We start from the raw sequence: 20,300 nt of genomic DNA, 5'->3' as shown, positions 1-20,300 counted from the left end.
CTGTCGTCCAAAGGCATGGGCTGTTCGGGTCTCGGACGTCAAAAGTCGATGTTGGGACTCGGATTCACCGACCGGTCCCGCGGCTCCTCGCCCTGGCGGAGCCGACCCCATTGCCCCCTTGTTGCCCTTCATGGTGCAGAGCTCTTCGCCTCCGACTCGAGCGATCCATGAACTCCTCGAACCCAAGCGGCACGCGGAAACGAAGACTCGAAGCTCGACCTCGACCTAAACCTCGACCTCAGAGCCCCAGAACACAGAACCCAGCCCCAGCCCCAGCCCCACCCAACACGAGACCCACCCCCAACAACCCAACACGAGACCCACCCCCCAACAACCCAACACGAGACCCACCCCCCAACAACCCAACACGAGACCCACCCCCAACAACCCAACACGAGACCCACCCCCAACACGAGGCCCAAGGCCCCCAACACGAGACCCACCCCCAACACGAGACCCAAGGCCCCCAACACGAGACCCAAGGCCCCCAACACGAGACCCAAGGCCCCCAACACGAGACCCAAGGCCCCCAACACGAGACCCAAGGCCCCCAACACGAGACCCAAGGCCCCCAACACGAGACCCAAGGCCCCCAACACGAGACCCAAGGCCCCCTCGAGGGGGCCACCACATGCCCAGTCGAAGGCACGAACCCCATTGCCCACCAAGCCAAAGCGGAGGAGCGGCAGCGACGAAGCGCCCCCGGTCCCCAAACGCCTGCGGGGGCAAAGCAGATCGGAACCTACCGCTGCGCGTGGGGTCCCGGGCCGATGCCCGTGCTCTCCCTCGAACGCGACCCCTCCACGGCGCCCCGGCGTCCCCTCGCGCGCTGGTGCGCCCCCCTGGCCCTCGGCGCGCTCCTCGGCCTGACCCTCGCCCCTGGTGAGGCTCGGGCCGATTGGCTGTACGGGACCCGCGGCGAGGGGGCCATGACCGAGCGCAGCCACGTCGTCGAGCTGTCCTTCGAGCGCGGCTACGCGACGATGACGGTCACCCGCGCCTTCCACAACGGCCACGACGACTTCGACGAGGCGACCCTCGAGCTCGCGCTGCCCGAGGGCGCCGTGGCCACGGGGCTGCGGACCCAGTCGAAGCTCGAGGGGCGGACGCAGTGGCACGCCGGCCAGCTCCTCGACGCCGACCTCGCCGCCCAGCGCTACACCGAGCTCACGGGTCTGGGCATCCACCAACCCCGCGATCCTGCGCTGCTCGCCTGGGACGGCCTCGGCAGGCTGTTTTTGCAGGTCTTCCCCATCGCCCCGGGCAGCGACAAGGTCGTCGAGTACAGCCTCGACATGCCGGCGTCGTGGGTCGAGGGGCGCTGGGTCCTCGAGCTCGAGACCCTCGGCCTCGACGACGTGCCCGCCGAGGTCCACGTCCGCAGCGCGAACCGCAAGGACCGCCTGTTCGTCGACGGCCGCTCGCTCCGCTCCGGCGGCGCGATCACACTGGACGTCCCCCGCACCATCAGCCTGGCCCCGCGCTCGAGCGCCGGCGTGTTCACCGAGCTCGCCGTGGCGCCCGCGGGCGCGGACCGGTCCATCGCCCACTGGCGCGTGGGCGTACCCGCACAGCTGTCCGAGCTGCCCGAGCGGGCCCGCATCGTCGTCGGCCTCGATCTATCGCGCTCCATGGACCTGCCCCAGATCGAGGCCGAGCGCCAGGCGGCCCTGACCACCCTCAGCCACTTCGAAGACCCCAAGCTCGGGGCCAAGGTCGCCGTGCTCGGCTTCGATCACGAGGTCCACGCGCTGACCCCCGGGCTGGTGTCCGTCGCCGAGGCCATCGAGGCCCTCGAGCGCGCCGACCTCGAGCGCGGCAACGGCAGCGACCTGGGCCTGGCGCTCGAGGCCGCCACCACCTTGCTGAGCGCGGCGGATCGGCGCGCGGCCAAGCGCGTAGTGATGTTCAGCGACTTCGAGCTCCGCTCGCGGATCCAACCGGCCGACTACGAGGCCGTGACCGCGGCCAGCGGCGCGATCGTCCACCTAGCGACCATCGAGCCGGCGAGCGCGGGCCCCTACCTCGACCGCGACGACGCCCACCCCTGGACCGGCCTCGCCCGCGCCACCGGTGGGGTCGTGTGGTTCGCCGGGGCCGGGGCCTCGCCCGACGACGATGACCGCGAGGCTGCGCGCAGGATCTTCGAAGAGCTCGCCCGACCCGTGCGCCTCGACGGCCTCCGCGTCGAGCTCGACGGCGTCGACTACGACAGCCAGCTGCCCGAGAGCTTGTTCGAGGGCGAGGGCCACGCCGAGCTCAGCGTCAGCCAGCAGCTGGTCTCGAAGGTCCGCGTCGGCGGCTGGCGCTGGGGCGCGCCCGTGGAGCTCGTCATGCACCCCGATCCGGCCCTGGAGCAGCGCTGGTCGGCGCTGGTGTTCGGCAACGAGGCCCTGTTCGAGCTCGACGACGACGAGATGCGCGCGCTCGCAACCCGCGGCGGCGCGGTCTCGCCGGTGACCAGCTACCTCGCCATCGAGCCCGGCGTGCGCCCGTCCACCGCCGGCTTCGCGTTCGACAACGTCGGGCTCATCGGCAAGGGCGGCTGCGGCGGGAGCGGCTCGGGCTACGGGAGCGCCGGCGGCGTTCCCTTTGGCGGCCGCCTCGATCGCCAGGTCTGGCTCGAGGCCCAGCTCGGCGCGGTGTGGCTGCGCTGCGGCGGCGCCGGGACCCGGGCACAGGTCCAGCTCGAGGCGACCTTCGAGGAGATCGTCGATCTCCAGTTCAGCCCCGCGCAGCCCGTCAACGCCGCGGTGCTCGACTGCGTCGCCGAGCGCAGCTGGGACCTCGGCCTGCCCGCCGACGACTTCATCGAGGCCCGCAAGACCTGGGTCGTCGAGGTCGACGTCGACGCTTAGGCACCCGAGTCGGGGAGCTCGAGGTCCGTCGACGTGAACACCTCGTGGATCTCCAGCACGTTCGGCCCGGCGAACATCTCCTTGGGCGGGCGATCACGGTGCGCCTCGCGGAAGCTCTCGCTCTTGGTCCAGGCCACGAAGTCGTCCATGCTCCGCCACCAGGTCTTGACCTCGTAGTAGCCCTGAGCCTCGGTGTCGGGGGACCAGGTGCCGGACTCCCGATCGAAGCGCATCGGCCGGGGGCGGTGGACCTCGTTGCGCACGAAGCCGGGGTGCTGATCGACGAGGTGCACCCGCTTGCGGAAGCGGTCTTCGAAGTCGATGGCGTAGGCCTCGGCCACGGGGATCCGGTTGGTCACGACGATCATGGCGGCGAGCCTAGCAGCCCAAGCAGCGGGGCTGGGTGACAGCTAGAACACGTGTCAGTCTTGCCCCCGATGACCTCACCCGAGCTGACCCACGACCTCCTCGGTCCCGAGCTGCTGGCCTCTCCCCAGCGCCTGTATCACGCCATCGTCACCACGACGCCCGTCCACTTCGCGCCCCAGACCCACGGCTTCGTCGTCGCCAAGTGGACCGACAACATGGCGCTGCTCAAGGACCCCGGGCTCTCGCCGGCCCTGATGACCGCGGCCCTCGACATGCGCGCGCCCGAGGAGGCCGAGCAGCTCGCGTGGATCCGCAAGACCGTGCGCATGTGGATGGGGCACACCGTCCCCGAGGACCACACCCGGATCCGCCGCCTGCTGCACCGCTACTTCACGCCGAGCACGGTCCGCGGCCTCGAGCCCACGGCGACGGCGATCGCCGACGAGCTGCTCGACGCCGCCGAAGAGCGCGGCCGCTTCGACCTCATCAGCGAGTTCGCCTACCCCCTCCCCGCGCGGGTCATCGCGCACATGCTCGGCGTGCCGACCGAGCGCCACGAGGACATCCAGCGCTGGTCCGAGGGCATCGTCAAGGTGTTCACCAACCGCGACATGCCGGGGCTGCTCGACGCCCAAGCCAGCATGCGCGAGATGGTCGACTACATGAAGACCATCGTCGACGAGCACCGCGCGTCCCCGCGCGAGGACATCATCTCGGTGTTCGTCGAGGCCGAGAAGGAAGAGCAGATCTCGGCCGAGGAGATCCTGGCCAACTGCGTGCTGCTGCTCTTCGCCGGCCACGAGACCACGGCCAACCTGATCGCCAACGGCACCGTCGCGCTCTTCGACCACCCCGAGCAGCTCGAGCGCCTGCGGGCCGAGCCCGAGCTCACGGCCAACGCCGTCGAGGAGATGCTGCGCTGGGAGGGGCCGGCGGGCAGCACCATGCGGATGAACGGCGCCGCGCCGCGGACCGTCGCGGGCGTCGAGATTCCGCCGCACTCGCTCATCGTCGCGGGTCTGGGCTGCGCGAACATGGACCCCGACGAGTTCGAGGATCCCCTGCGCTTCGACGTCGGGCGCGCCAAGCCCAAGACGCTGACCTTCGGGATGGGGGCGATGTTCTGCCTCGGCGCGGCCCTCGCGCGGATGGAGGGGAGGGTCGCCTTCGAGCGCATGCTCGGGCGCTTCCCCAAGCTCGCCCCGGCCGAACCGCCCCAGTGGCGGCTGACCTCTCCGCTGAACCGCCACTGCGACCGCTACGAGCTCAGCGTCCGCTGACACCGCACGCCACCGTACGCCACTGCACGCGCCGAGGGAGCCCGAATTTGGGCTCCCTGCACGAAATCGCCTCTTCTCGGCCGGTCAAAAGCCCGATTTCCAGGGTGCGGAAGCCCTGCGGACGTGTCAGCGTTGGGAGGGCGTGCGAGTCGAGCTCGACAACGTTGGCAAGACCTACGACGGCGACAGCTGGGCGGTCCGCGAGCTGAAGCTCGACATCCCCTCCGGCAGCATCTTCGGGCTCATCGGCCCCAACGGCGCGGGCAAGTCCACGACCTTGCGGATGATGGCCACGCTGATGGAGCCGACCGAGGGCACCGTGGAGCTCGACGGCAACAAGGTCGCCGACGCGCCCCTCGAGGCCCGTCGGCGCATCGGCTTTTTGGGCGACGGCAACCCGCTCTACAAGCAGATGACCCCGGCCGAGTACCTGCGCATGTTCGGCCAGTGCTTCCGCATGCCCCGGGCCGAGCTCGAGCAGGCCATCGACGACACCCTCGAGACCTTCGACCTCACGGCCAAGCGCGACACCGAATGCGGCGCGCTGTCCAAGGGCATGCGCCAGCGCGTGCTGATCGCCCGCTGCCTGCTGCACAAGCCGGGCCTGCTGATCCTCGACGAGCCCGCCGACGGCCTCGATCCCCGGGGGCGCAACGACCTGCGCCGGACCCTGGGTCGCATCCAGGACATGGGCGTGACCATCGTGATCTCCTCGCACATCCTCCGCGAGCTCGACGACCTGTGCGACCAGGTGGCGATCATCCAGCGCGGCCGCTTGGTCGTCGCCGGGCCCATCGACCAGATCATCGACAGCCACGAGGTCAGCCGCTTCGTCTACGAGCTGCGCATGCTCGACGAAGACGGCGGGGCCATCGAGCGCGCCCAGGCCGTGCTCGCGCGCAAGCGCGCGCTGATCGAAGAAACGGGCGAGTCGGAGGGTCAACCCTTCGTGCGCATCCAAGTTCAGGGGGGCGAGGGGCTCATGGCCGAGATCCTCGCCGAGCTGATCGGCGCCGGGGTCAAGGTCGTGACCTGCAGCCGCCAGCGCTCCCGCCTCGAGGACGTCTACGACCGCATCTCCGAGAACCAGGTCAACTAGCCCTCCGCTGGTCTTCGTTTGGCCCTCGTCTTCTCTCCCTCCCCTCCAATAGCCCCAGCGAGCCCAACTGCATGGACAAGCTACTCGACAAGCTCCCCGCCTTCGCGCTGCCCTTCGTGACCCGCTCCCTCCGCGGGAGCCGGGCCAAACGCTACCTCGTGTTCAGCGCGGTGCTCACCGGCATGACCATGATCATCGGCCTGTGGATTGCCCTCGGCGCCGGTGACTTCGAGCGGGAGATGCGGACCAGCCTCGACTTCGAGACGCCGATGTACGAGCGCGAGCGCGACGAGCTGACCGTGCTGGCCATGGACGCCTGGCAACACCGCGACTACGAGGAGTCCCGGGCCGTGCTCGAGCGCGAGGGGCTCGCCGGCCTCGCCGGTCACGACACCTACACCAGCACCGCCGGCACGGCCCTGCTGACCGCCGCCGTGGCCCTCGAAAAGCCCGCCTACGGCGAGCAGCACCGCGCCCTCCAGCTCCAGCTGCGCACCCTCCTCGAGCGGCGCGCGCCGGAGCTGCTCGAGGTCCGCAAGGAGGCCTACCACGCCGCCGACGAGGACTACCCCGGCTCCGAGCCCTACTACGACTACGACGAGGCCTTCTCCCTCAGCTACGGCTTCTACGTCGGTCACGACTATTTCGAGTGGACCGACCCCGAGGCGGTCGCGCGCATGCAGACCCTGGTCGAGCGCGACGGCATCCCCGAGATCGAGGTCTACTCCTCGCCCCTGGGCCTCGAGCACGCCCTGGGCATCGCCGGCATGCTCGCGGGCTTCGTCCTGATGGCCGTCGGCACCGTGCTCGCGCCCATCCTCGTCGCCGTACAGCAGGCCCAAGAGCGCAACGAGAACACGCTCATGCCGCTGACCGCGACGGCGCTGAACCCCCGCGAGCTGGCCCTGGGCCTGAGCGCCGGGCCCATCGCCGTCGCGCTGATCTTCGTGGTCCCGCAGCTGGGCGTGTTCGGCCTGGGGGCCCTGGCCATGGGCTACGTGGTCCCGGCCCTCGGCTTCCTCGGCGTGCTCACCGGGGCCAGCGTGCTGCTGACCCTGGGCGCCCAGCTCGTCGGCGACCTCGTCGGCACCAAGCGCACCCCCGGCATCGTCGGTATCGCGCTCATGGTCCTCGCCGTGGCCACCTGGTCCTTCGGCGCGACCTTGGGCCTGGAGGCCTACGAATACGACCGCGACATCGCGGGCCTGGTCGCGCTGCTGCCCCACGCGGGCATGACCGGCTTTTACCTGACGACCTGGTACGGCGGCGGGAGCTCGAGCGGCTACTTCTACCTCGCCGCGCTGGCCAACGCCGGGGGCTGCCTGGTCGCCGCCCACCTCGTGCTCAGCGCCTTGTCCAAGCGCATCGCCGGGCGCTCGGGCCCGCTGCTGACCCGCGGCCAGGCCGTCGCCGGCGCGCTGACCTTCATCCTCCTCGCCAACCTGGCCATGCCCCTCGACGCCGAGATCGAGATGCGCCAGTACATCGGCCTGGGCATCCTGTCCGTGCCCTTCATCGTGCTGCTCATGGCTCGGGTGCCCCTCGGCGACACCGCGCCCAAGCTGCGCAGCGTCCCGGTGATGCCCCTGCTCGGTGAGCTCGGGGCCTGGTCCGCGGCGCAGTTCATCCTCATCCCGCTCGTCTACGTCGGCCTGTTCAGCCCCGAGCTGCACTGGGACCTCGAGGTCTTCCACCCCGTCGGCCTCGTGTGGCTGACGTGGAGCATCGCCGTCACCGGGCTCATCGCCATCCGCCTGGCGAGCGCGCCGAACAAGATCCTGTCCAACGTGTGGCTGGCCTTTTGCGCGGTGACCGTGGTCATCGCCTTCGTCCACGCCGTGCTGTGGGGCGTCGGCGAGTTCAACGACATCGACGAGGTGTTCGCCATGGCCGAGCTCAGCCCGGTCCTGGGCCTGCTGCAGGCTGCGCTGGCCGTGTGGATCCCGATCTCGCTGGTCCGCCAACTGCGCAGCGTGCTCGGTGGGATCCGCTGAGCGCGTTCGCTCGCTCTGACGAGCGTCTTCGAGCTTTGGTCGCCCCCTTTCGAGGGGGCGATTTTTTCGTGTCGAGCCTCCAGCTGAGTCCCCTCGAAAGAAAGCGAAGCAAAAGCTTTCATTCCTCACAAAACGCGTTACGCTTGAGGCGATGACTTCCCTTCGCACCTGGACTCTGGGCACCTTCGCCCTGTGCCTCACCAGCACGCTCGCCTGCACCCCGCCGGAGCGGAGCCCCGAACAAGTCGAGCAAGCGGACGCCAAGGCCGAGGCTGGCGACACCGCGAAGGCCGACGCCAAGCCGGCCGAAGCGAAGGCCGACGCCAAAGCCGAGGCCCCTCCGGCCGACCCCGCCGAGCGCTACGCCCTGACCGAAGAGGACGAGCGGTTGATCGCCGCCGACCCCTCGACCCTCTCCCCCGAGGAGAACCGCAAGCGCGCCCACGCGCTGCGCAAGAAGATCATGCAAAACCCCGACTCGGAGGCCGCCAAGGCCCTCGAGGACGCCCGCCAGGCCGTGCTCGCGGGCGAGGTCCAGCCCACGCCCGGCAACACCAGCGAGCCCGCCCCCGGGACCGACACCCAAGGCGGCAAGGTCATCGAGCTCCCCGAGCACCTGCGCGAGCCGGCGGACAAGTAACAACCACCGGCGACCGCCAGCGACCAAACCCAGCCGAACCTCACCCCCGCCAACTGACGCCCCGGACCCGGGGGCGACCCCATGCCGGCTCCAAGGCACGAACACCATCGCCCACCGGCCAAGCGGAGGAGCGAAGCGACGAAGCGCCCCCGGTGCAAGGCGGCTGCGGGGGCAAAGCTGTTTCAGGTCTCGCGCACGGCCTCGGGCTTGATGCCCGCGATCGTCTGGTAGGCCTGCTGCCGCGCGATCTGGTGGGACTCCAGCAGATCCGCCGGCAGCGACTGGACCCGGTCGAGGGCCCGCAGCAGCCGGCGGTTGCCCGCCACGGAGATCGACGACTGCTGGCGGATGTACTGGGCCGTCTCGAGGGTCGCCCCGTCGAGCTCGGCCGCGGGCACGAGGCCGCACAGGCTCGCGCGGGCGTCCTCGATGGGCACCTTTTCGCCGACCAAGAGCAGCCGCCGGGCGATCGTCCCGCCGAAGGCCGCGTGGATCCGGGCCAGCCCGGCCGCGTGGTAGACGACGCCCAGGCGCCCGGCCGGCAGGCGCAGCGAGGCCCCCTCCCGAGCGATGCGCAGGTCACAGGCCGAGACCAGCTCGACGGCCGCCCCGATGACGTAGCCGTTGAGCGAGGCCAGGAAGGTCGCGTTCGCGGCCTGCATCGCCCGGGTCGCGCGGATCAAGGTCAGGTCCGGCGGGCCCTTGCTGGCCTGGAGCTCCGTGGCCAAGGCCGTCAGATCGAAGCCGGCCGAGAACGCGTCGTCGCCCGAGCCGCGGATGATCACCACCTCGCCCGCGAGGGACCCGCAGCGCTCGCTGATCCAGTCGAACACCGCCGGCGAGATCGCGTTGCGGCGACGCGGGCTGTCGAGCAGCCAGCGCAAGATGCCGGGCTCGAGCTCCTCTTCGCGCACGCCCTCGGGGGGCTGGGTCTCGGTGGTGTTCGACTCGTCGGCCATGGCCCGGAGGCTACCCCACCCCACGATCGAGGTCAGCACCCCCGCTGGCCCAATAGCCCGGTGGGCCCCCGCTCCCGCGAGGACCCGCGCCGTGGCCGACGAGCGACCCGGACTCAGGGCGTGGGCTCGGCCAGCTCGACCGACGGAGCTGGCTCCGGACTGGGCTCCGGCGTGGGCTCCGGCGCGACGCTGGGCTCGATGGGCTGAGGCACGATCGGCGCGGGTGCGGGCGGAGCCGCGGGTGCGGCCGCGGGCGCTGCCGGTGCCGCCCCAGGGCCTGCCGGAGGCGTCGGCGGGACGACGATCTGCACCGGCTGCGGGGCGGGCTCGGCCTTCTTCTTGCGCTCGATCGTCCGCACGGTGTGGGTCCGACGCGTCGGCGTGCGCTGGCCGTTGGCCGAGGCCCCGCGCCCCACCGGGACGCCGAAGCGAATGCCCGTGGAGATGGTGAAGCCCGTGTTCGAGAAGTCCGGGACCTTCGACAGCCGCCGCTTGGCGCTCCACAGCTGACGCACCTCGCCGTAGAGGATCACGTAGTTGGTGATGCGCACGTCCACGCCGGCGTGGAGCTCGAAGCCCGGGCGCAGGCTCAGATCGACCAGGTCCTCGTCTTCGAAGCGCGCGTAGGTCAGGTGGAGCACGTCGAGGCCCGCGCCGAAGCCAAAGTAGGGCCGCACCGGCCAGTCCTCGGGGACGTAGAAGTTGCCGCCGAAGAACAGGGGCACGGTGATGTAGCTGAGCTGCGTCGCGTTGCCGACCCCAAAGCCCGCGGCGTCGTCGGCCGGCAGGAAGCGCATGTGCCCTTCGGTGTAGCCCGTGCGGAAGAAGCCCTCGGCGAAGGGGTAGTCCGTCGGCCGGTTCCCGTCGAAAGCACCCATGCGCACGTCCACGCCGCGCAGCGCCGAAGGGAAGCCCGCGTCGTTGAAGCCGCGGAAGCGGTTGGCGATCACCCGGCCCTCGGGGTGCCGGACCACGCCGCCCGGGTTGAAGGGCGTCCACTCGGCCCCGGCCCCGAAGGACAGCCAGGTCGCGTCCCAGCAGTAGTGACAGTCGTCTTCGATCTCGACCTCGGTGATGACCACCTCGTCGAAGTCGTCGTCGTCGTCGTCGTCGTCGTCGTCGATCTGGGGTTGGGGCGCGTCGCCTTCGCCCTGGACCCGGGCGACCTCGACCATCTCGCCGGTCTCCGGATCGCGCTGCCACACCCGGACCTCCCAGTCGGGCTCCGACACGGCCAGCAGGTTCTCGTGGTCGGTGTAGCCGGTGTAGTAGCCGCGACCGTACTCGACCTCGAACAGGCCCTCGCGCAGGGCGTCGTCGAGGGAGCCGCGCGCCGTCGACTTGGGCTCCTCGAAGTCGAGGGCGATGAGATCGACGATGCCCGTCGAGCTCGCGGCCAAGCTGGCCTCGCCCACGCGCAGGCCCGCGGCGTCGTGGCGGTAGACGTAGATGGGACCCTCGGGCAGGCGCAGGTAGGCCGGCTGACCCGGGGCGTGGTGGACGTCGGCCAGGCGAACGCCGCGGCTGTCCTCGACGCTGTAGCGCCCCGCCGCGGCCCCGGCCAGGAGCAGCACGCGCTCGTCCTCGATGCCCTCGTGGGTCAGCAAGGGCGCGCGCTCGTGGCCCCGGGGCGGGTGCACGGCGATCTCGAGGCGCGCCCGCGGATCGGCCACCCCCGAGTTGGCCGCCGACACGAAGGCGCCGAGCTCCGAGTACTCGATGGCCCCGTCGCCGTTGAGGTCCGCGCCCCCGCGCAGGCCGCTGAGCAGCTCGTGGGTGAAGATGCCGCCCTGCCAGCGCTCCCACTCGTGGGTCTGCTGATCGACGGAGTGGGCCAGGACCACGCCGGTGTTCGGGTGCGCCCCGAGGTGGTTGCCGTCGAGGTACTCGCGCACGCTCTCGTTGTAGTTGGCCGGGCCCCGGTCGTCCTGCCAGTCCCCCCGCGAGAGCACGAACTGCTCGCTGCGGCAGGCGTCGATGATCACGTGGTTGCGATCCGCCGGCGAGTTGGCGATGAGCCCCGAGAACAGGTCGCTGCGCGTGAGCGAGTCCCCCGCCGCGAGGGTCAAAAAGCCCTGCCCGTCGGGCCCGACGTCCCCGTGGCCCGCGTAGTAGATGGTCAGCTCGACCTCGCGCCCCGCCGCGACGGCCTCGTCCATGCCCCGCACCAGCCGCGCCCAGGCCCGGTCCAGGGCCTTGCGCGTGGGCTGGTTGGCGTCCTCGACCAGGTCGGGGAAGCGGGCCTGGCTCGACTGATCAAAGACCGTGAGCAGCTCGACCTGCGCCCCCGACTCGGACCACAGCTCGGCCACCCGGGCCGCGTCGTCGTCGGCGAAGCGCAGGGCCTTTTGGTCCTTGCTCGCGGTCTCGTTGCTGCCGATGACCAGGGCGAAGCGGGCGACGCCGTCCTCGGCCTTGGCGTTGACCATGGCGGGCAAGATCGGGCCCTCGACGCCCGGTGCGAGGGGCCCCGCGTGGGCGGTCGACGCGACCACGCTCGAGAGCGCGGCGGCCAGCGAGGCCGAGAGCAGCAGGTTGCGGGTGAGGACCAACGAAGGGTGGATCAGCATGGCGGGGTTTCCTCGGGGTGGCGAGGGGCTTCAGCGGGTCGGGGGAAGCAGGCGCAGGGAAGTCTCGGCGCTGGCGCAGCGCTGGCGCTCGGGGCAGACGCGGGCGCCGAAGTCGGCGTCGCTCAGGCGCAAGTGCCAGGGGAGCGTGTCGACCCCGGCCGCGGGGGTGCCCGCGAGGGCCTCGGCCCAGCGCTCGAGCTCGGCGAGGGTCGGCGGCTCGGGGCTGGCGAGGGCGAAGACCCGCAGCGGGCCCGGGACGTGGTTGACCTCGAGGCGCACGGCGATGGGCGTGGCCTGCCAGCGCGGCTCACCCGAGCGCGGATCCGCGGGCGCGTCGAGGATCCACGCGGGCGCGGGCTTTGGCGTGGGCGCGTAGTAGAGCAGCTCCCCGCGGGCGTCGACGCCGAACAAGCTGACGTGCATGGGGCCGTCGGCGGGCGGGAGCCAGGCTCGCGCCGCGGGCTCGCCGTGGGCGGCCGGGCGCGGCTCCCAGTCCATGCGCAGCGCGAAGCCGAGGACCTCGTCGAGGGCGCAGGCTCCCCGGTCGAGGCCATCGACGCCGCCGCCCACGGACCGGGCCGGATCCCCGCACACCGGGTCGATGGCCAGAGGCCGCGGCAGGGTCAGCGCGCCGCGGGCCTGGAGCGCGCCCGACTCGACCAGCGCGTCGACCGAGCCCGCGTCGACGAGCGAGCCTTCGGCGTCGACGAGGACCAGCGCCAGGGCAGCGGCCGCGGCCGCGATCGAGGCCACGCTCGCCAGGCCCAGGGTCCACCACTTTCGTCCGCGGCGACGGCCCAGGCCGGGCTCCGGGGCGAGGTGGCCGTCCTCGGCCAGGTCTTCGAACAGCCAGCGCTCGACCTGGTCGAGCTCGACCTTGGCCACGGGCGCGTCCTCGAGGACGCGGAAGGCCGCCATCGCACGGTCCCAGGTCTGCCGCGGCTGGACCCGTCCCGGGCCGGCGGACGCGGGCTGCCCGAGGCCGCGCAGGCGCTCGACCAGCGCGTGCCGACGGTTGCGATCGAGGCCCTCGACGAGCTCGCGCTCGACCAGCCGCTCGAGCTCGCGGGCCCGGCTCACCAGCGCACCTCCGCGAGGAGCTGCAGGCCCTCGGCGAGGAGCATGGGCAGGCCGACGTTGGCGATCATGCCGTCGACCAGGCTGACCTCGCCGTGCTCGCGCAGGTAGGTCAACAGGCGCTGGCGCAGACGTTTTTCCTGGGTCCGGATCCGCTGCCGACCCAGGCCCAGGGCCTCGGCGGCGTCGCGCTGGGACAGGCCCTCGACGAAGCGCAGCTGGACCAGGCGGCGCTCGGCCTCGCCGAGGCTGGCGAGGAAGCCCGCGACCAGGGCCGCGACCTGGCGATCGTGGACCTCGCGCTCGGGGCTCGGGCCCGCGTCCACGGGCAGGGCCACCCGCGGGCCGTCCTCGCTCGCGTAGGCCCCCTCCTCGTCGACGGGGAAGAGCACCTCGCGGGCACGAAAGCTGCGCAGCACGAGGTTGCGGGCGATGGTCCGCACGTAGGGTCCGTAAGGACGGATCCCGTCGTAGGCCGCCCGCGCCCGGGGCTCGAAGGCCTTGCGGAAGGTCTCGTGGAGCACGTCCTGGAGCTCGAAGCTCGAGCTGTAGCCGACGAAGCGGTGCTGCCGACCGCCGCTGTCAAAGGCGAAGCCGTGGCGCAGCAGCCCGGCGACCTCTTCGGCGTGGGCGCGGTAGACCTCGGTCAAGGCCGCGCGCTCGCCCGCCTTGAAGCCACGCAAGAGCGTGCGGGTCCAGCCGTTGGGGGCGAGCTCTGGGGACGTCGGGGTCACCGAGCTTCCCTAGCCGACCGGGCTCGGCTTGGGTTGGCGCGGGTCGAAAAAAATCGTTCGTCGAGGTCCAGAGCACCCCGGCGCGTTTCTCGCAGGGGTCTCGGGGGCCCTTTGATGCACACGGCCAGTCCCCTGTGAAACGCCTTGCCGACGGCGTCCCCTCGGTTAGTCTGGCCGCCATGGCCGAGGCCAAAGACATCAAGGGTCAGATCGACAAGGCTTTCCGCAAGGCTCGCCTCGCCCGAGACGAGCAGACCAAGACGGTCATCGGGATGCTCAAGAGCAAGGTCCTCAACGTGCTCAAGTCGGGCTCGGGCGCCGAGGAGAACGACGAGCTGTGGCTCGAGACCATCGCCGCCTACGCCAAGCAGTGCCGCAAGACCATCGCCGAGCTCGAGGGTCTCGGCGACAAGGCCGGTGAGGCCCTCGCCGAGACGCGCTTCGAGCTCGAGTTCTGCGAGCAGTACCTGCCCAAGAAGCTCGACGCGGCGGCCACCGAGGCCCTCGTGCGCAAGCTCGCCGAGGACAACGGCATCACCGCGAAGAAGCAGATGGGCCGGCTCATGGGGCTGATCATGAAGTCCCACCGCGACGAGGTCGACGGCGACCTCGCCCGCAAGGCCGCCGAGGCCATGCTCAGCTAGTTGGATGGAGGGGCTACGCAGCCCCTCCCCGGCGCCGGCAAAGCCGTCACGGGTCCTCCCCGGCGGTCGGGCTGACGCCCTCCAACCGGCTCAGATCGCAACCCCCACACCTGCGCCCGGTTCGTTCCCCACGAGCCGGGCGCGCGCACTTGGGGCCCTCGAGAGCGTCCGACGGACGCCCTCGACCGCAGTCATCGCGCTCGCCAGGGCCGAGTCGAGGAGCAGCGCGGGATCGCCGGGGGCCTCCTCCGGCCGCCGCACCCAGTCGCCGACGAGGTGCAGACCGGGGGCGGGCTCGGGCTCGGCCAGGCCGGTCCCCACCTCGACGCCGGGCGCCGGCAGGGCGTGGGCGACGACCATGCGCGGCATGAAGCGGCGGGCGAGGACCCGCTCGCGCCAGCTCGGCTCGAGGGCGTCGACCATGGACTCTGCCCGCGCCCGCACAGCGTCGGCGTCGAGAGCCTCGCGCCCCAGGTAGACGACGACCGAGAGCGCGCAGCAGCCCTTTGGCGCCATGTCCTGGGCCGTGTGCGAGTGGACCGAGAGGTAGGTCGCCGGCTCGCTGCGCAGGGCGAAGGCCGGCTTGGTCCACGGACCGCGCAGGCCCAGCTCGAGGCAGGCCGCGTGCACGGCCCGCGCGTCTGCGGGGATCGAGCCCGTGCGCACCTCCGCCTCGGCCAACAAGCGCCGCGCCGGCCCGGGCCCCAGAGCGAGGATCACCTGCCGCGCGCGCCAGCGTTCGTCTCCGGCCTCGACGATCCAGCCGCCCTCGGGATCCCGCGTCAGCCGACGGACCCCGCAGTTCGGCCGCAGCTCGACCCCGTGCGCGCGCGCGGCCTGCAGCGTCCCCTCGACCAGGGCCTGCCACCCGCCGTCGATGTAGCGCACCCCCTGGAGAGCCAGCTGGAGGGAGCGGACCGCCGCCCGGGCGTCGAGGGTGTCGAGCCGGGCCGAGTAGCTCGTGAGCGTGAACAACGAGCGCAGCATGCGGTGGCAGGTCGCTCCGCCGGCCCGCGCGGCGATCCAGTCCTCCGCGCTCATCCCCGCCAGGGTCGCCGGATCCACGCGCGAGAGGCCGGCGAACACCCGCATCAGCCCGAGCTTTCCGCGCAGGTCCAGGGCCGTGCTGGCGATCAACGCCCCGGGCGTCGCGGGCAGGCGATGGCTGCGACCGTCGGCGAGGTAGGCGGACTCGACCTGGGGCGTCCCGCCCACGCACGCGACCCCCAGGTCTTCGAGGATCGGACGCGCGCGCCCGCTGAGGTAGAGCGCGTGGGCGCCGAGGTTCATGGCGAAGCGGCCCGCCTCGGTCTCCGTGATCAAGGTGCGCCCGCGCCCGCCAAAGCTCGCCGCCCGCTCGCAACAGCGCACGCGCAAGCCGGCGCGGCCCAGCGAGGCGGCCGCGGCGAGCCCTGCGAGGCCTCCCCCGATGACGGCGACGTCGACGATGTTTCGGTGCTCTTGGTGGTCCATGTCCGGCGCACGGGTGAGCCTTCGATCGCGTTACGAGCCATCTTCCGCGCCAGGGGCGCTCGACGGGGACGGCACTCGTTGCCCGCGGGGACCCGCCCACGGCCAATCGTTTCAGGGACCCCGCAGGCGCTCAGCTTGTACGTGTGTTCACAGATCGGCTGCTAGGTGGTCTGTGCTAAGTTGCGCTGGACGTGAAGGCCTGCCCATTTTGCGGAGAACACATTCGGGAATCGGCAGTCAAGTGCCGGTATTGTGGCGAGTGGCTCGACCCGAGCAAGCGGCCAGCGTGGTCGGAACAGGATCAGCTGGGCAAGCTTTCCGAGCAGATCACCCGGGAGGTCGTCCGTCGCCTCGGGCAAGAGCAAGGCCTCGCCCGGCCCGACTCGCCCCCGCTCACGCCCTCGGCCGCGCCGACGAGCGGACCGTCGAGCTCGCCGCGGCAGATTCCGAGTGATGCGAACGTCGCTGGCTTGATCCCGCCCGGCCCCGCCGGACAGATCGCCGGCAGCGTCGAGGCACCCAACGTGCCAGCCCCCGAGCCCGACCTCGAGCCCCGCTACGAGGCGCCCGGTCCCTACCCTGGCCTGCACGGCTCGGCCCCCTCGCCGGGCAACGATCCGCAGCACGGTGGCACGCCCGCCGACGCGTGGAAGCCCCAGGGCGGGCGAAGCCTCGGCTCCCCGGCCCCCCGAGCGGCGCGCTGGCACCCCGACGGGGAGGACAGCGGACCCAAGGCCGCCCCGGCTCCGGCCGCTGCGCCTTCGTGGCGCCCGCCCCTGAGCCACGAGACCCGCGCCCAAGACGGAGACGCGCGCATGGCTGGCCGCGCCGCGCCGGTGATGGGCACGGCCGAGTCCCAGGACATCGCCGAGGAGTTCGCCGGCCTGTCGCAGCCCCTCGTCGACGAGCCCGCCGCGGCGACCAGCGACGCGGTCTGGCAGCCGCCCTCGTGGCTGACCCACGAACAGCGCGAGGCCCAGGCCCAGGCCCAGGCCCACGCCCGGAACCAGCCCTCCTCGGATCCCGCCCGCGCCCCCGTGGGCTGGACCCAGCCCAGCTTCCCCGCACCCGCCCCAGCGCCCTCGCCCAGCCCCGCCGCGGCGGCCATGGGCGCGATGGCTGGCCAGCAGAGCCCCTCGCCCACGCCCTCGTCGCCGCTGTGGGCCGCCGCCTCGGGTCCGGCGACCACGCCTGCCGCCGCTCCCTCGCGCGCCCCTGCTGCCGCGCCGCACAGCGCTCACCTCCAGCCCCAGTCGCCGCCGCCTCAACAACCCGTGTGGGCGCCGCGACCTTGGGATCCGCCCGCGCCCGACTCGGCACCCGTCGCACAGACGGCGCCTCAGCCCGCTCCCGAGCCCGCCCCGGCTCCGAGCCCCGGCATCGCCCCGCCGCCCGCCTTTGGCTCTGCGCCGATCCAACCCGCGCAGCCGCCCGCCCCCGCGCCCTTCTCCGACGTGGGCGACGACGAGTTCGACGACGACGAGTTCGACGACGATCCCGTGGCCAACTTTGGCGCGCCGCTGCCCGAGGGACCCCCCGCTGGGACCCCGCCAGGGCCGGTCCAGCCGGGCATCAGCCCCTACCCCACGCCTCACCCCGGCGAGCCCGACGACGCGGGCCTCGACGAGGTCGCCCTGCCCGGCTCCATGCCCACGCGGGCGGCCGAGGCCAAGGCCGAAGCGCCCCAGCCGAGCCCCGAGCCGGTCAAGGCCAAGTCCAGGTCCACGGACTTCGACGACGACGATGACTTCGACGACGACGACGATGACTTCGACGACGACGACGATGACTTCGACGATGACGACTTCGACGACGACGATGACGACGACGACAGCATGCTGGGCGAGTCGCCCTCCCTCGTCGCCGACAGCCCCGGGGCCAAGAAGCTCCCCTGGGTCCCGATCAGCCTCGGCGCCGTCGGCCTGATCGCCGTGCTCGCGTTCGTGTTCCGCGGCGCCATCTTTGGCGGCGGTGAGGACGGAGGAGACGCCGCCGACACCGAGGTCGCCGTGGCCGAGGCCGGCGAGGAAGAGGCCGGCGCAGACGAGGCGACCAAGGCAGGCGCCGAAGAGGCCGAGCCCGCCGCGGAGACCGGCGAGGCCCCGGGCGAGACCGACACCGGCGAGGCCCCGCCGCCCGAGCCTCCGCCCCCGGCCATCGACCCCGCCGAGCTCGAAGAGAAGCTCGCCGAGGCCGAGAAGCTCTACAACAAGGCCCGCCACAAGCAGGCCCAGGAGATCCTCGAGGAGATCCTCGGCAAGGTCCCCGAGGAGCCCCGCGCCCTCGCCCGCCTGTCCCTGGTCCACCTCGAGCGCAGCAAGCTCGACGACGCGCTCACCACCGCCAACACCTGCGTGAGCGTGGACGACAAGCAGGCGACCTGCTGGATGGTCGTGGCCGTGGTCCAGCAGGGCAAGGGCGAGGACTCGAGCGCCCTCGAGGGCTACACCAAGTACCTCGAGCTCGCCCCCGACGGCCTGTTCGCCGACGAGGCCAAGCGCCAGTCCGAGCGCCTGTCCAAGGCCGGCTGAGTTCTGTTTTGCCCCCACAGCCGCCTCGCACCGGGCGCGCTTCGTCGCTCCGCTCCTCCGCTTTGGCTTGGTGGGCAATGGCGTTCGTCCCTTCGAGAAGGCTCGTGGTCGCCCCCGCTCGCGGGGGCGTGGATTCCTCGACTGCACCCACAGCCGCCTCGCACCGGGCGCGCTTCGTCGCTCCGCTCCTCCGCTTTGGCTTGGTGGACAATGGCGTTCGTGCCCTGGAGAAGGCTCGTGGTCGCCCCCGCTCGCGGGGGCGTGGATTCCTCGACTGCACCCACAGCCGCCTCGCACCGGGCGCGCTCCGCTGCTTTGGCTTGGTGGACAATGGCGTTCGTGCCCTGGAGAAGGCTCGTGGTCGCCCCCGCTCGCGGGGGCGTGGATTCCTCGACTGCCCCGAGTCGCCCCCTATTGACCACCTTCGAGTGGGCGAAGCTTGCAAGACCCGCACGCGTCCAGCCTGCGGGTCTCGCAATTTCGGCGACCACGCGCGAGCGACCCCGCGCGCAGGGCCCCGCGAGCGCCGAGCACAACCCTCCCCAAGCCAACAAAGCGAGCGTCTGAGGGGCTCGGTGTTGCAATCGACCGCGCGCTTGAGCGCGCCGAGACAGCCGGCACGGTCTTCGCAACTCCGGAGGGCATGTCGACGACCGCGCGCCGCGAGCTCTTTGCCTTGTCCCTAGTCTTTGCCCTCGGCACGACCGCCGCCTGCACCGAGGAGGAGGGCGGCGCCTGGGTCCCGCCCAACGCCGACGAGGGCGGCACCGAGGACGAGGTCGGCGAGACCGACGAGGACGGGGAGTCCGGTACCGACGGCGGGCCCATCGACGAGCTGCCCTCGCCGACCCTGCCCGACACCCTCCTCGACTACTCCCACGATCTCCCCGACCACTTCCTGACCGCGCAGATCGACGGCTTCGACAACACCCCCGGCGACAACCCCGTGACCGACGCGGGCGCGACCCTGGGCCGCGTGCTGTTTTGGGACAAGCGCCTGAGCCAAAACGGAGCCGTCGCCTGCGGCAGCTGCCACGGCCCCGGCACCGCCTTCACCGACGACGCCGTGCTGTCCGAGGGCTTCGAGGGCGCGCTGACCCGGCGCAACTCCATGCCGCTGATCAACCTGGCCTACTACGATCGCGGGGCGATGTTCTGGGACGAGCGCGCCGACACCCTCGAGGACCAGGTGCTCATGCCCATCCAGGACGCCGGCGAGATGGGCCTGACCCTCGACGAGCTCGTCGAGCGGGTCGAGGACGCCGACTACTACGCGCCGCTGTTCACCGCCGCCTTCGGCGACGCCGAGGTCACCACCGACCGCATCTCCAAGGCCCTCGCCCAGTTCGTGCGCTCGATCGTCTCTTACCGCTCGCCCTGGGACGAGGGCGTGGCCATGGTCAACGGCGACGTCGCGCAGGACTTCCCCAACTACTCGGCCCAGGAGAACCAGGGCAAGGCGATCTTCTTCGGCCAAAACCAGGGCGGGCCGCCGGCCCAGTGCGGCGCCTGCCACATGCAGGGCAACGCGATCTCGCCCCCGCCCCCGGGCATGCCCCAGGGGGACAACGCCGCGATCTTCTACGGCCCCGTGCCCGCCAACAACGGCCTCATCGACGACGAGGACGACGGCTTCGGCGAGGTCACCGGCGACGCCCAGAACAACGGCGAGTTCAAGAGCCCCTCGCTGCGCAACGTCGCCATGACCGGGCCCTACATGCACGACGGGCGCTTCGACACCCTCGCGGAGGTCGTCGACCACTACGTCGACGGCGTCGAGGACCACCCCAACCTCCACCCCCTGCTGCGAGACCCGATGACCCAGCAGCCGGTGGTCTTGAACCTCGACGACAACGACAAGGCCGCGCTGGTCGCCTTCCTCGAGACCCTCAGCGACCCGACCCTCGCCTCCGACGAGCGCTGGTCGGACCCTTTTTAGCCCCCACAGGGGGGGGACCGGGGGCGCTTCGTCGCTGTCCGCTCCTCCGCTTTGGTCGTGGGGCAATGGGGTTCGTGCCTGCGAGTGGGCATGGGGTCGCCCCCGCTCGCGGGGGCGTCATCTGGCGGGGGTG

The 20,300-nt window shown here is 71.8% G+C and carries 14 protein-coding genes; 8 read left to right on the top strand and 6 right to left on the bottom strand.

Annotated features, from left to right (window positions below; translation table 11 throughout):
* The first annotated feature begins 770 nt into the window (after positions 1–770).
* The gene (locus PPSIR1_RS32205; protein WP_006975424.1) at positions 771–2,858 is read left to right on the top strand and encodes a VWA domain-containing protein; all 2,088 of its coding nucleotides are present in this window, start codon (positions 771–773) and stop codon (positions 2,856–2,858) included.
* On the opposite strand, the gene PPSIR1_RS32200 is transcribed toward PPSIR1_RS32205, so the two are convergent.
* Positions 2,855–3,226, bottom strand: a complete 372-nt coding sequence (locus PPSIR1_RS32200) for an antibiotic biosynthesis monooxygenase family protein (protein WP_006975423.1) — start codon at positions 3,224–3,226, stop codon at positions 2,855–2,857. The two genes, PPSIR1_RS32205 and PPSIR1_RS32200, sit on opposite strands and share 4 nt — an antisense overlap.
* Before the next feature lie 69 nt (positions 3,227–3,295).
* Here PPSIR1_RS32200 and PPSIR1_RS32195 point away from each other — a divergent pair, with 69 nt between their 5' ends.
* The 4 genes from PPSIR1_RS32195 (at position 3,296) to PPSIR1_RS32180 (ending at position 8,240) form a co-directional block, all read left to right on the top strand.
* The gene (locus PPSIR1_RS32195) at positions 3,296–4,507 is read left to right on the top strand and encodes a cytochrome P450 (protein ID WP_006975422.1); all 1,212 of its coding nucleotides are present in this window, start codon (positions 3,296–3,298) and stop codon (positions 4,505–4,507) included.
* Between the two features lie 142 nt (positions 4,508–4,649).
* On the top strand, positions 4,650–5,606 hold the full coding sequence (locus PPSIR1_RS32190) for an ABC transporter ATP-binding protein (RefSeq protein WP_006975421.1): 957 nt from the start codon (positions 4,650–4,652) through the stop codon (positions 5,604–5,606).
* 71 nt (positions 5,607–5,677) lie between these two features.
* Positions 5,678–7,600, top strand: coding sequence for a hypothetical protein (locus PPSIR1_RS32185; protein ID WP_006975420.1), 1,923 nt, complete (start codon positions 5,678–5,680; stop codon positions 7,598–7,600).
* Positions 7,601–7,751: 151 nt separating this feature from the next.
* Positions 7,752–8,240, top strand: coding sequence for a hypothetical protein (locus PPSIR1_RS32180; RefSeq protein ID WP_006975419.1), 489 nt, complete (start codon positions 7,752–7,754; stop codon positions 8,238–8,240).
* 182 nt (positions 8,241–8,422) lie between these two features.
* Here the strand turns inward: PPSIR1_RS32180 and PPSIR1_RS32175 are convergent, their stop codons facing one another.
* The 4 genes from PPSIR1_RS32175 to PPSIR1_RS32160 all read right to left on the bottom strand — a co-directional run bounded on the left by PPSIR1_RS32175 (position 8,423) and on the right by PPSIR1_RS32160 (position 13,580).
* On the bottom strand, positions 8,423–9,199 hold the full coding sequence (locus PPSIR1_RS32175; RefSeq protein WP_006975418.1) for an enoyl-CoA hydratase/isomerase family protein: 777 nt from the start codon (positions 9,197–9,199) through the stop codon (positions 8,423–8,425).
* 113 nt (positions 9,200–9,312) lie between these two features.
* Positions 9,313–11,769, bottom strand: a complete 2,457-nt coding sequence (locus tag PPSIR1_RS32170) for a caspase family protein (protein ID WP_006975417.1) — start codon at positions 11,767–11,769, stop codon at positions 9,313–9,315.
* A gap of 30 nt (positions 11,770–11,799) precedes the next feature.
* The gene (locus tag PPSIR1_RS32165) at positions 11,800–12,849 is read right to left on the bottom strand and encodes a hypothetical protein (RefSeq protein WP_006975416.1); all 1,050 of its coding nucleotides are present in this window, start codon (positions 12,847–12,849) and stop codon (positions 11,800–11,802) included.
* Positions 12,846–13,580 (bottom strand): RNA polymerase sigma factor, encoded by a 735-nt coding sequence (locus PPSIR1_RS32160; protein WP_006975415.1) that lies wholly within the window; start codon positions 13,578–13,580, stop codon positions 12,846–12,848. Before PPSIR1_RS32160 ends, PPSIR1_RS32165 begins: the two co-directional genes overlap by 4 nt.
* Positions 13,581–13,759: 179 nt before the next feature.
* Between PPSIR1_RS32160 and PPSIR1_RS32155 the strand changes: the two genes are divergently transcribed.
* A complete protein-coding gene (locus PPSIR1_RS32155; RefSeq protein ID WP_006975414.1) occupies positions 13,760–14,224 on the top strand; it encodes a GatB/YqeY domain-containing protein in 465 nt (154 codons plus the stop codon).
* A 90-nt stretch (positions 14,225–14,314) separates the two neighbouring features.
* On the opposite strand, the gene PPSIR1_RS32150 is transcribed toward PPSIR1_RS32155, so the two are convergent.
* Entirely contained in the window at positions 14,315–15,697 is a 1,383-nt protein-coding gene (locus PPSIR1_RS32150; RefSeq protein WP_006975413.1) for an FAD-dependent oxidoreductase, read from the bottom strand.
* A 470-nt stretch (positions 15,698–16,167) separates the two neighbouring features.
* Between PPSIR1_RS32150 and PPSIR1_RS32145 the strand changes: the two genes are divergently transcribed.
* Together PPSIR1_RS32145 and PPSIR1_RS32140 are read left to right on the top strand one after the other, a co-directional pair.
* Positions 16,168–18,228, top strand: coding sequence for a tetratricopeptide repeat protein (locus PPSIR1_RS32145; protein ID WP_006975412.1), 2,061 nt, complete (start codon positions 16,168–16,170; stop codon positions 18,226–18,228).
* Positions 18,229–18,871: 643 nt separating this feature from the next.
* On the top strand, positions 18,872–20,167 hold the full coding sequence (locus PPSIR1_RS32140; RefSeq protein WP_006975411.1) for a cytochrome-c peroxidase: 1,296 nt from the start codon (positions 18,872–18,874) through the stop codon (positions 20,165–20,167).
* Positions 20,168–20,300: the final 133 nt, after the last annotated feature.

Origin of the sequence: Plesiocystis pacifica SIR-1, from assembly GCF_000170895.1 — a bacterium.
GTDB classification, from domain to species: domain Bacteria; phylum Myxococcota_A; class Polyangia; order Nannocystales; family Nannocystaceae; genus Plesiocystis; species Plesiocystis pacifica.
Note: the sequence above shows the minus strand (reverse complement) of the source record. Positions and strands in the feature narration are given on the sequence as shown.

Coding starts and splice junctions, on each gene's coding strand:
- PPSIR1_RS32200 (WP_006975423.1), bottom strand. CDS start 3,226: ATGATCGTCGTGACCAACCGGATCCCCGTGGCCGAGGCCTACGCCATC.
- PPSIR1_RS32170 (WP_006975417.1), bottom strand. CDS start 11,769: ATGCTGATCCACCCTTCGTTGGTCCTCACCCGCAACCTGCTGCTCTCG.
- PPSIR1_RS32155 (WP_006975414.1), top strand. CDS start 13,760: ATGGCCGAGGCCAAAGACATCAAGGGTCAGATCGACAAGGCTTTCCGC.
- PPSIR1_RS32140 (WP_006975411.1), top strand. CDS start 18,872: ATGTCGACGACCGCGCGCCGCGAGCTCTTTGCCTTGTCCCTAGTCTTT.
- PPSIR1_RS32175 (WP_006975418.1), bottom strand. CDS start 9,199: ATGGCCGACGAGTCGAACACCACCGAGACCCAGCCCCCCGAGGGCGTG.
- PPSIR1_RS32180 (WP_006975419.1), top strand. CDS start 7,752: ATGACTTCCCTTCGCACCTGGACTCTGGGCACCTTCGCCCTGTGCCTC.
- PPSIR1_RS32205 (WP_006975424.1), top strand. CDS start 771: ATGCCCGTGCTCTCCCTCGAACGCGACCCCTCCACGGCGCCCCGGCGT.
- PPSIR1_RS32185 (WP_006975420.1), top strand. CDS start 5,678: ATGGACAAGCTACTCGACAAGCTCCCCGCCTTCGCGCTGCCCTTCGTG.
- PPSIR1_RS32150 (WP_006975413.1), bottom strand. CDS start 15,697: ATGGACCACCAAGAGCACCGAAACATCGTCGACGTCGCCGTCATCGGG.
- PPSIR1_RS32195 (WP_006975422.1), top strand. CDS start 3,296: ATGACCTCACCCGAGCTGACCCACGACCTCCTCGGTCCCGAGCTGCTG.